Source organism: Pontibacterium granulatum, from assembly GCF_029961155.1.
Lineage (GTDB): Bacteria > Pseudomonadota > Gammaproteobacteria > Pseudomonadales > Balneatricaceae > Pontibacterium > Pontibacterium granulatum.
The window spans coordinates 22,481-33,979 of the sequence record NZ_JASBRH010000036.1; the positions used below are offsets into that span (position 1 = coordinate 22,481).

13 protein-coding genes are annotated in these 11,499 nt (G+C 55.7%); 10 read left to right on the forward strand and 3 right to left on the reverse strand.

Annotated elements, in window-relative coordinates; genetic code table 11:
• Positions 1–39: 39 nt before the first annotated feature.
• The gene (locus QKW35_RS20105; protein WP_282356006.1) at positions 40–1,404 is read left to right on the forward strand and encodes an SLC13 family permease; all 1,365 of its coding nucleotides are present in this window, start codon (positions 40–42) and stop codon (positions 1,402–1,404) included.
• A 133-nt stretch (positions 1,405–1,537) separates the two neighbouring features.
• Positions 1,538–2,437 (forward strand): EamA family transporter RarD, encoded by a 900-nt coding sequence (gene rarD / locus QKW35_RS20110; protein ID WP_282356007.1) that lies wholly within the window; start codon positions 1,538–1,540, stop codon positions 2,435–2,437.
• 53 nt (positions 2,438–2,490) lie between these two features.
• Here the strand turns inward: rarD and QKW35_RS20115 are convergent, their stop codons facing one another.
• Positions 2,491–3,387 (reverse strand): GGDEF domain-containing protein, encoded by an 897-nt coding sequence (locus QKW35_RS20115; protein WP_282356009.1) that lies wholly within the window; start codon positions 3,385–3,387, stop codon positions 2,491–2,493.
• Between the two features lie 115 nt (positions 3,388–3,502).
• Here QKW35_RS20115 and QKW35_RS20120 point away from each other — a divergent pair, with 115 nt between their 5' ends.
• Positions 3,503–4,066: a lytic transglycosylase domain-containing protein gene (locus tag QKW35_RS20120; protein ID WP_282356011.1), complete on the forward strand. Its 564-nt coding sequence runs from the start codon at positions 3,503–3,505 to the stop codon at positions 4,064–4,066.
• A gap of 35 nt (positions 4,067–4,101) precedes the next feature.
• Here the strand turns inward: QKW35_RS20120 and QKW35_RS20125 are convergent, their stop codons facing one another.
• Positions 4,102–4,377: an acylphosphatase gene (locus QKW35_RS20125; protein WP_282356013.1), complete on the reverse strand. Its 276-nt coding sequence runs from the start codon at positions 4,375–4,377 to the stop codon at positions 4,102–4,104.
• An 8-nt stretch (positions 4,378–4,385) separates the two neighbouring features.
• Positions 4,386–5,669, reverse strand: a complete 1,284-nt coding sequence (locus QKW35_RS20130; protein ID WP_282356015.1) for a YihY family inner membrane protein — start codon at positions 5,667–5,669, stop codon at positions 4,386–4,388.
• A gap of 86 nt (positions 5,670–5,755) precedes the next feature.
• On the opposite strand from QKW35_RS20130, the gene arsC reads away from it, so the two are divergent.
• From arsC to QKW35_RS20165, 7 genes are all read left to right on the forward strand, one after another.
• Positions 5,756–6,106 carry an arsenate reductase (glutaredoxin) gene (gene arsC, locus QKW35_RS20135; RefSeq protein WP_282356016.1) on the forward strand — a complete coding sequence of 117 codons (351 nt, stop codon included), beginning with the start codon at positions 5,756–5,758 and terminating at the stop codon, positions 6,104–6,106.
• The gene (gene wrbA, locus QKW35_RS20140) at positions 6,107–6,706 is read left to right on the forward strand and encodes an NAD(P)H:quinone oxidoreductase (RefSeq protein WP_282356019.1); all 600 of its coding nucleotides are present in this window, start codon (positions 6,107–6,109) and stop codon (positions 6,704–6,706) included. It abuts the gene before it with no gap.
• Between the two features lie 5 nt (positions 6,707–6,711).
• Positions 6,712–7,092 carry a DUF2069 domain-containing protein gene (locus tag QKW35_RS20145; protein WP_282356021.1) on the forward strand — a complete coding sequence of 127 codons (381 nt, stop codon included), beginning with the start codon at positions 6,712–6,714 and terminating at the stop codon, positions 7,090–7,092.
• 1 nt (position 7,093) lies between these two features.
• Positions 7,094–8,767 carry a cysteine desulfurase sulfur acceptor subunit CsdE gene (csdE, locus tag QKW35_RS20150; RefSeq protein ID WP_282356022.1) on the forward strand — a complete coding sequence of 558 codons (1,674 nt, stop codon included), beginning with the start codon at positions 7,094–7,096 and terminating at the stop codon, positions 8,765–8,767.
• Positions 8,768–8,778: 11 nt separating this feature from the next.
• Positions 8,779–9,249 (forward strand): nucleoside triphosphate pyrophosphohydrolase family protein, encoded by a 471-nt coding sequence (locus QKW35_RS20155; protein ID WP_282356023.1) that lies wholly within the window; start codon positions 8,779–8,781, stop codon positions 9,247–9,249.
• A 327-nt stretch (positions 9,250–9,576) separates the two neighbouring features.
• Positions 9,577–10,116, forward strand: a complete 540-nt coding sequence (locus tag QKW35_RS20160) for a disulfide bond formation protein B (protein ID WP_282356025.1) — start codon at positions 9,577–9,579, stop codon at positions 10,114–10,116.
• The gene (locus QKW35_RS20165; protein ID WP_282356027.1) at positions 10,068–11,177 is read left to right on the forward strand and encodes a lipid A deacylase LpxR family protein; all 1,110 of its coding nucleotides are present in this window, start codon (positions 10,068–10,070) and stop codon (positions 11,175–11,177) included. The genes QKW35_RS20160 and QKW35_RS20165 overlap by 49 nt, the downstream gene beginning before the upstream one ends.
• Positions 11,178–11,499 lie beyond the last annotated feature (322 nt).

Here is an 11,499-nt window from a genome sequence, read left to right on the forward strand (position 1 = left end):
AGAATGGACACCTTAGCAATACAATGACGAGTTACGACCATGCCCAAGCTCATTACCGCGATACTGACACTGCTGTGCGGTTTGCTCCTGATCATCCTGCAACCTGCGGGTCTGACGTTACAGCAGGCCACCGGGGCAGCCCTGGTGCTGTTCGCGATCTTGTTCTGGGCGATGGCGATCCTGCCGGATTACCTCACGGCGCTGATCTTTATGCTGGCGGCGATCCTGTTTTCGGTCGCGCCACCCGAAGTGGTGTTTGCCGGATTCAGCTCGGCGGCGATGTGGCTCATCTTTTCCGGCCTGGTGTTTGGTATGGCAATCAACAGCACCGGCCTCGGCCAACGCATCGCCGGTGCACTCAGCCATCAGGTCAATGGCAGCTATGTGCGTCTGATCAGCGGTATTGTCATCGCCTCGGTATTGGTAGGCTTTGTGATGCCCTCCTCGCTTGGACGTGCCGTGCTGCTGATTCCCATTGTGATGGCCCTGGCCGACAGCTGCGGCTTTAAGCCAGGCAGCAAAGGCCGCACCGGAACTGCGCTGGCAGGCGCGTTGGGTTGTCACGTTCCCACGTTTGCCGTACTGCCGGCCAACGTCCCGAACATGGTGTTTATAGGCGCCGCAGAAACCATCCATGGCGTAACACCAGGCTATTCGGAATACCTGTTTCTGCACTTTCCGGTCTTAGGTTTTCTGAAAGCGGTGCTGATCATTGGACTGATCCTGCTGCTGTTTCCCGATACGCCTCAGCACCAACCGGCTCAGACCACTCAAACAAGTGGTAACGGCGGCCAACGCAAACTGATCCTCGTGCTGGGCACCGCGCTGGCGTTCTGGTTTACCGACTCAATCCACCACATTTCACCGGCGTGGGTAGGCCTTACCGCTGCGTTGTTCCTGCTGATGCCCGGAGTGGGTCTGGTGGACGGTAAGACATTCAACGACAAAATGAACTTCAGCCTGATGGTATTTCTGGCGGGGATTCTGGCTCTGGGCACGGTAATCAACACCACGGGGCTCGGTGGCGTCTTAGCCAATACCTTCAACACCTGGGTGCCGCTGAACCCGGACAATCCGGCCCTAAACTTCGCCTCCCTTTCCGGCTCTGCAATCCTCACCGCACTGGTGGCCACGTTGCCGGGAGTGCCGGCAGTATTAACCCCCTTTGCCGACCAGATGGCAGACAAAAGCGGTATGACACTGGAAGCGGTGCTGATGACCCAGGTGCTGGGTTTCTCCACCATCCTGATGCCGTACCAGTCCGCACCGTTGGTGGTAGCGATGCAACTGGCCAAAGAACCTCTGCGCCATGCGATCCGCTTCTGCCTTATCTCCGGGGCGCTAACCATTCTGATTCTGCTGCCGCTGGACTACCTGTGGTGGCAATGGCTGGGCTGGATCTGACCAGGTCTTTACACAAATCCAATCCGCCCGGATTGGGTAAAAAAGTGATACAGAAAATTGCATATTTTTCTGCTGCGGTTACACACAAAGGGGCGTACAATCGGCGCCCTTTTACGCGCCACACGGATTTTTCATGCCTACCAATACCGCCCAACAAGGACTGTTGTACGCCCTGATCGCCTATGGCCTCTGGGGCTTTTTCCCGCTGTTTTTTAAGCAGGTAACCGACCTGCCCGCACTGGAAGTGCTCGCCCATCGCGTAATCTGGGCCTGCGTATTCACCGGACTGGTTCTGACACTGATGCGCAGCTGGAAAACAACGGTCACACATCTTAAAAATGCGCGAATATGGGCGGCCCTGGGCTTCTCAGCCCTGCTGATCGCCGTAAACTGGGGCGTGTTTATCTACGCCGTGGGCGAAGGCCAGGTACTGGCCTCCAGTCTGGGGTACTTCCTCACTCCGCTAGTCAACGTATTGCTGGGCACGCTGGTACTGGGTGAAAAGCAGGACAAATTCCGTAAATTCGCGTTAGTGCTGGCAACAGCAGGCGTACTCTGGCAGATCATTGCCTTGGGTGAACTGCCCTGGATATCTCTGATTCTGGCCAGCTCTTTCGGTGTATACGGCCTGGTGCGCAAGCAAGCGCCTGTGGACACTCTGTCAGGGTTGCTGATAGAAACCCTCGTACTGTGCCCGATTGCGTTTGCCTATTGGTACTGGCTGCTGGATACCGGACAAGACCACTTTTTGGAAAGTGGCTTCGATGCCGGTCGCCTGATCGCTATGGGAGTCCTGACCTCGGTGCCGCTGCTGGCATTTGCTGCCGCAGCCCAGCGCCTGAGCCTGACCGTCGTCGGCTTCCTGACCTACATGGCGCCAACCTGCCACTTCCTGCTGGCAGTGTTCCTGTATAACGAGCCGTTTGGCACCCACCAGTTGATCAGTTTCTCACTGATCTGGGCAGCATTGTTCGTATTCAGCGGCGGCGCACTGCTCAATAAGGGAAATAAAGCACAGAAAAAAGCCGTCTGATGTTTCCATCAGCCGGCCTTTGAATCTGAAATCGTGTGTGAAAGGTTTCGACCTTAGGTGTCGTCACCTTCCGCCCGGTTGCCACCGCTCTGAGCCGCAATAGCCAGGTTATCTTCCGCGCGATCCAGCATCTTGGCTGCAGTATCGTCTACACCATTCAGCGTTGCCGCACCGATGCTGACGGTGAAAGAGATTGCTCCCCCTTCGACCGGAATGCTCATCTCACCGGCCAGGTTGATAATACGCTGTGCCGCCAGCAGTGCCTGTTCACGGTTGGTTTCCGGCAGGAACAACGCCAGCTGGTCATCCGCAATACGCGCCAGGAAATCCGCGGTACGTTTGGTTGCATCCAGAGTCTGCACCAACTGCTGCAAGATCTGGTCACCCGCATCCCAACCGTACTTGTTGTTGATGGCAGTCAGACCATCTACGTCAATCGCCAGAATCGAACAGATCCAGTCATAACGCTGCGCCTGAGCGACCGCTTGCTCAACAACCGGCATCAACGTGCGGCGGTTGTAGGCCCCTGTCAGCATATCGCGCTGGGACTGACCACCGGAGCGGCGGGAGAGGCGCTTCTGCTCACTCACATCACGCAGGACCATCAGCCAGCCAGTGCCCGACCGGGCAACGATCAGACGGAACCAAAGCGCTTCGCTCAGCCCCGCATCTTTTAGCAGCGGAGCACTGTCCGGGCGGATCAGCTGTTCCATCTGCTGAGGACCGTCGGTAGCGGCCTTATCCAGCACTGTTGTCAGCGATGCAACGACAGATTCCGGAATCACTTCATTTGCGTTGTGGCCCAGCAGAATCATTGGGTTCATCCAATCATTGGTACCAATCGAGTAGCTGATCACCTCAGCTTTCTCGTTAAGGAAAAGCACCGATTCTTCCAGGGTAGAGATCAACGCATCCAGCTGGGTTACTGCGAGGCTGCTGTCAACAGACATCCGAATACTCCGTCATCTAAACGAACAAAACATTGGTAGGAAGTTATAGCACAATTTGTAGTGTTTTGAGTTGCAGCATTCTGTATCTGGCAAAACTCAGGATATACTCCGCTGCATGAACATTCTAAAGATCTTCACACTGGTGGGCCTGCTGTTTGCAAACAGCGTCTGGGCCAACTCAGCGGAGCAATTTGATCCGGCGCTGCGCGATGCACTGAAGCGAAGCTTTGCCACCGCGGATAGCTTTGAAGACCGCTACGTGGCGGAGGTCTGGTTGGTGGATATGGGCGGACGTATCCGCAACTACGTGAAGGATGATCTGGAACGGGTTGAGATCCTGCGGTACGCCCATGCCGAAGCCCAACGCCACGAGTTACCCATCGATCTGGTACTGGGGCTGATCCACACCGAAAGCCTGTTCAACCGTTTTGCGATCTCCGGGGCGGGCGCACAAGGCCTGATGCAGGTGATGCCGTTCTGGAAAAACGAGATCGGTCGTCCCAACGACAACCTCACCAACATCAAAACCAATCTGCGCTACGGCTGTACGATCCTGAAACACTACCTGAAAGTAGCCAAGGGTGACTGGACCGAAGCACTGGCCCGCTACAACGGCTCTTACGGTAAAACCTGGTATCCGGAACGGGTCTATAAAAACCAAACACGGTACAGGGAGTAGCTGTACCGCATAAACAGTGAGAGCGATCTTCAGCTTCAGATGATCTGAAAATCCACCAACTCGTCGGATACTTCAACTTCTTCGGATTTCACCTCCGCTACAGTGGCCAGTTCCGGCCCCTGGCTCAACCACGCTTCCACGTGACGCACAGCTTGCTCGTCGCCCTGCAACATCACCTCAACACTGCCGTCGCTCAGGTTGCGCACCCAACCGACCAACCCGGCGCGCTCAGCTTCTTCTAACGTAGACTGACGGTACCAAACACCCTGCACCCGTCCGGTGACCCATGCATGTATACAGATTTTTGCCATGTTCTTAGTTACCTCACCTCGTCGGCGCTGCTGTCCCCTGCGCTGCGCTCGCTATATTGCGCCACGCCACTATCCTGTTCGGCATCTGAAAATAACGTTTCCAGCGAAATATTCAATGCATCTTTACGCTGGTCACAGACACGCCCCAAACGTTGGTTGAGCTCGCGCTCCCATGCCGAGATCGATTCAGCCACCGGCGCATCAGGCAACGGCCAGGGTAACAAGCGGTTCAGCTCATCCAGCGACATCCGGCCCGCATTGCGACTCAACAGGTAGTCTCCCCGATCGCTGCGACTGATGATGCGGCCATTCAGCAGAATTTGCACATATTGATCCCAACGCCCCTGATCCAGCCCCGGCACCTCTTTCAGCAACACCCGGTCAGGCACGGCCTCACCTCGGCCCTGAGCCTGCCAAAGCCGGTGAATCACCGCCACCATGATATGCAGTTCGGAGACGCCATGGGCATCATCCAGACGGCTGTATACAGTCAGCCCACGGGTTAGCTCACAACCCAGCAGGATGATAATCCAGGAGATAAAGATCCAGAGCAGGAACAGCGGCACGGCGGCAAACGCACCGTAGATCAGCTCGTAGGAGGGGAACTGGGTCACAAACAGGGCAAAACCACGTTTGGCGGTCTCAAACAGAATTGCCACCACCAACCCGCCATAAAGGGCGTTTTTGATCGGCACACGGCAATTCGGTACCGCCGCGTAGAGTAAGGTAAATGCCGCAGCAGAGAGAATCATCGGCAGGATCGACAGCAATCGTGTCCGCCCTACCAGCTCAGTGGCTTCCGAGATCACCGAAATGGAAGCGATATACGAGGTGACGCCCAAGCCCAGACCGATCAACACAGGCCCAAGACTCAGTACAGCCCAGTAAAGCAGGAAACTGGAGAGACCTTTGCGAGGTTCCGACACCCGCCACACCCGGTTAAAGGCCGCCTCGATGTTTTTCATCATCATGATGGCCGTCACGGCCAGCACCGCAACACCCACCGCGGTCAGTTGGCGCGCTTGGTTAGCGAAATTGCTCAGGTAATCCTGCACCACGGCACCGGTGGTCGGTACAAAGTTACTGAATACCCACCCTTGCAGCTCTTGCCCCACCCCCTGAAAGGACGGCACCGCCGCCAACACGGCATAAGAAACGGTCATCAACGGGACCACAGCAAACAGCGTGGTATAGGTGAGCGCAGAGGCATTCAGCACGCCCTGATTCGCGATGAACTGGCGGAACAGATAGGCCAAAAAGCGGATTGCCGGTTTATCTAACAACTGACGCATGACGTTTCCTTTGTCGCGGGAGATCAGACGTATACAATACAGGGCTTAAACCCAACATCGCATTAATTATAAATCGGTATTGCATAATGAGTGACGTGACTATTTACCACAACCCACGCTGTTCCAAATCCCGCCAGACGCTGGCGCTGCTGGAAGAACAGGGTATCGAACCTCAGATCGTTAAGTACCTGGAAGACACCCCAAATGCCGATGAGCTGAAAGCGGTACTCGCTAAGCTGGGCATCTCTGCACGCGACCTGCTGCGTAAGAAAGAAGCGGAATACAAAGAAGCGGGCCTGGACAACGAAGGTCTGAGCGACGATGAAGTCATCGCTAAGATGATCGAATTCCCAAAACTGATCGAGCGTCCAATCGTCGTTAAAGGCGACGCAGCACGTATCGGCCGTCCACCGGAGTCCGTTCTGGAGATCCTGTAAGTGTCTTCACCTTACGTTCTGGTCCTGTACTACAGCCGCCACGGTGCCACGCGCACCCTGGCGCAACATATCGCCCGTGGCGTTGAACAGGCGGGTATGGAAGCACGCCTGCGCACGGTGCCAGCCATCTCCACCGTGTGTGAAAGTACAGCGCCAGCCGTGCCGGACGAAGGCGCGCCCTATTGCACCGAAGCCGATCTGGCCAACTGCGCAGGCCTGGCCTTGGGTAGCCCGACCCGCTTCGGCAACATGGCCGCCCCGATGAAGTATTTCATCGACGGCACCAGTTCGATCTGGCTCTCCGGTAAGCTGATCAACAAACCTGCGAGTGTCTTTACCTCCAGTTCCAGTATCCATGGCGGCCAGGAAAGCACCCTGCTGAGCATGATGCTGCCGCTGATGCATCAGGGCATGGTGATCGCAGGCCTGCCGTATAGCGAAAGCGAACTGCTCTCCACCCAAAGCGGTGGCACACCGTACGGTGCGACCCACGTTGCAGGTCGGGACAATAGCAACACACCGGATGAAACCGAATTGAGCCTCTGTCGCGCACAGGGCAAACGTCTGGGCGAACTGGCCCTGAAACTGTTGGAGCAATAATTTCCATGGCTGAAGACTACCGCCTGAAAGCGCGCCTGAGCCGTTACATCACCGTTGCATCGTACTTCGCACTGCTTGCCCTGTTTGTACTGTGGCACTTCGTGCTGGTACCGGTACCAGACGCAAACCCACTGACCATCGTGTTGGTGAAAAGCGCGCTACTACTGGCTTTCCTGCCAACCATCATCAGCGGCAACCCTCGCAACCATGCCTGGCTCTGCTTTGTGCTGATGCCGTATTTCATGGTAGCCGTGATTGACGCCAGCATCCCGGGCACCTTCGCTGTAGGCACCGCATCCTGCATCCTGATCGGCATCCTGTTTACCAGTGCCATGATGTATGCCCGTTGGCAGAGCCGTTACAACAAACAGCTAAACAACCAGTAAGATGCTGCGCGATCAATTTCCGATTCTGGCGCAGCAGGTTGGCGGCCAGCCGCTGACCTATCTGGACAACGCCGCCACCACCCAAAAACCGCACGCGGTGATTGACGCGGTGGCGCAGTACTACCAAACCACCAACGCCAACGTTCACCGTGCCTCCCACCACCTGAGTGCTGAAGCTACCCTGCGCTTCGAACAAGCCCGTGAAAAGCTGGCCCGCTACCTGAATGCCGCCAACAGTCGCGAGATCGTCTGGACCCGCGGCACCACCGAAGCGATCAACCTGGTGGCGAACAGCTGGGGCCTGAGCAACCTAAACGTCGGTGACGAGATCATCCTCAGCACGCTGGAACACCACGCCAACATCGTGCCCTGGCAGATGGTCGCTGAGCGCACCGGTGCCATGATCAACGTGATCCCGCTGCTGGAAAACGGTGATCTGGACCTGGATGCGTACCACAACCTGCTGGGCGACAAAACCAAGCTGGTCGCCGTTGGTCACGCCAGCAATACGTTGGGCACCATCAACCCGGTCAAAGAGATTGCCGCAGCTGCCAAGGCTGTGGGTGCGACTGTGCTGATCGATGGCGCACAGGCCCTGCCCCACTTCACCGTGGACGTGCAGGATCTGGGTTGTGACTTCTACGTGTTCTCCGGCCACAAGATGTTTGCGCCCACGGGTATCGGCGTTTTGTGGGGGCGCGAGTCTATTCTGGAAGTGATGCCGCCATGGCAAGGCGGCGGCGAGATGATCGCCCAGGTCAGCTTCAGTGGCACCACCTACAACCAGCTGCCGTTTAAGTTCGAAGCAGGTACGCCCAATATCTCCGGTGTACTGGGTTTGAGTGCCGCCGTGGATTGGTTGTTGCAGCAGGATCGTGCCGTACTGGATAGCCATGAGCAGGCATTGTTCCAGCACGCGCTAGAATGCTGCGCCACTATTCCCGGCTTTATCCGCATCGGCGCGCCAGAGAAAAGCGTGAGCCTGGTCTCCTTCCAGCTGGATCAGCACCACCAGCAGGATATCGGCTTGCAACTGGACCAGATGGGCATCGCTGTGCGTACCGGTCACCACTGCGCCATGCCGCTGATGCAGGCATTGGGATTAAATGGCACAACACGCGCCTCGTTTGCGTTCTACAACACCATGGAAGAGGTGGAGCGCTTTGCCACCGCACTGGACCTAATCGCCCGTGAAGATCAGGTACAGGTTCCCGTGGCCGCGGTGGAAGAGGATGATCCGGCCTTCAGCCTGTCGCCTTACGGTACCGAGATCAGCGCCGACGACCTGCTCGCCAAGCTCGGCCCACTGAAGGACTGGAACAGCCGCTATCGTGAACTGATGCTGCTAGGCAAACAGCTGCCGAAACTGGCCGACAAATTCAAATCCGACGATAACCGGGTACAGGGCTGTGAAAGCCAAACCTGGCTGACCTACAAAAAAGACAGCCAAGGAATCTACCACTTCCTGGCCGATTCCGATGCCCGGGTCATTCGTGGACTGATTGCGCTAGTCCTCGCCGCATTCAACCATAAGAGCGCGGAAGAGATTCACGCTTTTGATATCAACAACTACTTTGATCAACTGGATCTGCAACGCCACCTGAGTCCTTCCCGGGGCAACGGTCTGCGTGCAATCGTTGAGAAAATCCGGCAGATAGCTGCCGACGCTAATTAACAGGAGCCTCAATGAGCAACTTTACCGATGTATCCTTCCTGAACACCGTTTTTGGTAACGAAAAAGGTGACTACAGCAATCCAAAATGGGAAAAGGCAGCAAAACAGCTGCACCTGGTTCAGGAAGAGATGGCTGAGTTGGTTGAAGGTATCGACAACAAAGATATCACCGAAGTACGCGACGCAATCGCTGACGTGCTGGTTACCACCTACGGCATGGCCCACATTCTGGGCATCGACGCCGATGCGGACATGGCAGCGGTTCAGGAAAGTAACCTGTCCAAGCTGTGCAAAACCGAAGAAGAGATCAACGCAACACTGGCCTACTACGGTGAAGAGATCGGCATCGAAGTCTACGCCGGTGGCGAGTTGCCAGAAGCGTTCATCAAGTCCGCCAAGGATCAGGAAGGCAAAGACGGCAAGTTCTACCCGGCTCACAAGTTCCTGAAGAACACCAACTGGCACGAGCCTAAGCTGGGCTAAGTAAGCCGTGTAAGCGGCACCAGGTACTATAAAAAAGGGTCTATCAAAAAGACCCTTTTTTTGTTTCTGGCGACCACATCACGATCTAAATCAAACGTTTAAATTATCCGCCGTTGACTGCAACAAATGATCCACGTTAAGTTTGTGTGACATTAACGAAATTTCATGCAAGTTCAGCATTTGTTAAGAAAACTTCAACAATCGCTCCGTATGATTTTCGCTCGGCATTTTGGATGCCGCCAATAGAGTTAAAGGCTGCTGACAAAGATCAGCAAAAAAGAGATGCCCGAGCATACGGGCAGAAAATAAATAAACTGGATGTCCTCCATGAGTGGTTATGTCGGTACTACGAAGTACAACTATCGACGCCTGAATGGCTTGGGGTTTATTGTCTGCGCGGGGGCAATAGCCTTCACAACAGCGTATCTACAGGAGCAGTTGGCTCAAGAGCCCTGTATTCTCTGCTCCCTCACCCGTTTAATCACCCTGTCCATCGCTTCGATTTTCCTTCTCGCATTTCTGCACAACCCCGGTTCCATTGGCCAGCGCATCTACGGCTTCCTTGCTTTCCTGCTTACCCTGACCGGTATCTCCGCCACCCTGAAGCACGTCTGGATTCAGGCACAGTTGATCAACGGCTCTTCGGTAGCAAATTGTGAAGTTAACGTCAGTCAGGTCTTTGATACAATGCCAACAGTTGAAACACTGTCCGCTATCTTTCAAGGAGCCAGCGAATGCCACGTAAGCCAATGGACCTTTTTGGGGCTAAGCATTCCAGAACAGGCGTTGATGCTGTTCTCAATCCTGCTGATCATTACATGGAAGCTGATCAGAAGGCGTCGCCAATCACGCGATCTGTTCCGCTGATTGCGGCGTTACTGCTTGGCAGTGCCGCTCCCCAGGTCGCAGCAGAAACCTGCAGCGACCGCCTGGATCAGCGTAAGGACCCATGGACGGCCAACTTCTACCTCGATAACGACCTGTTCACCAACACGGACCGTAACTACACCAACGGCATTCGTGTTTCGTTGGTGTCACCTGATATAGATAACTTTTTAACCGACGACTGCCTCCCGAAATGGGTCTTGGGGGTTAACCAATACCTGCCATTTCTCGATGCGGAAACCAACGGCAACGAAAAAATACGCCGCAACGTGGTTATTACCTTCGCCCAGCAGATCTATACGCCCAACGACCTTAACCGCACCACCGTTGATCCTAACGACCGCCCATACGCGGGCTGGTTGTACGGTGGTCTGGCATACCAGAGCCGAAACGAAGCGGTGTTGCGTACCACCCAGCTGAATCTGGGCATCGTTGGCCCGGCGGCACTGGGGCAGGAAGCCCAGGACTTTATCCACGACCTGCGTGGCTTCGAGAAATTCCAGGGTTGGGATAACCAGCTGGAAAACGAACTGGGCTTACAGCTGGTGCATGAAATGAAGTACCGCTTTGCCCCCGAACCGCTTACCGGCGTGCTCGCCTACGACACCATCTTCCACCTGGGCGGCAGCCTGGGCAACGTCGCCACCTACGCCAATGCCGGTGCTGAATTCCGTCTCGGCTGGCGGCTGCCGGACGACTTTGGTTCCTCCGCACTGCGTCCAGGTGGTGACAACAGCTCCCCGGGGCCGGCGGATGATCGCTACAGGACACATAGCAGGGACAACAGTCTGGGGGCACACGTGTTTGTCGCGACCAATGGGCGTTACGTCGTTCGGGATATTTTCCTGGATGGAAACACCTTCCGCGATAGCCACTCTGTTGATAAAGAGCATTGGGTGGGTGAAGTAACCTTCGGCTGGGCGGTACTGTATCGCGGCGCCAAACTCTCTTTTTCGCGTGTACACCGCAGCCGAGAGTTTAAGGGCCAGCCAGAAGGTCATAACTATGGCGCAATCTCGCTGAGTTACAGCTTCGAGTTTTGATTTAGCCTGAAGGCTTAGATGTAGGGCAGCCTTTAGGCTGCCGGCAGCTTAATCACCTTCGATGGCGACGAAGCTGCCCTACATTGAACGTGACACACCTCTGTAGCAGCGGGCGGTTATGTCTTTGGAGTGCCGACCGTGCCTCATTCAATCCTTCGAATCATGTCGCCCTCGGAGCGGGCTGCTACAGCCAGGCTCTATCTCGCTTCAATGCTTCGGAATACCCGCCTGTAGGTTGGCCACCGCAACGCGGTGCCCAACACGTCAGGCATCGCTTCGCGATGGCTGACCTACGAACCGTAAGAAGCACCTTTGTAGCAGG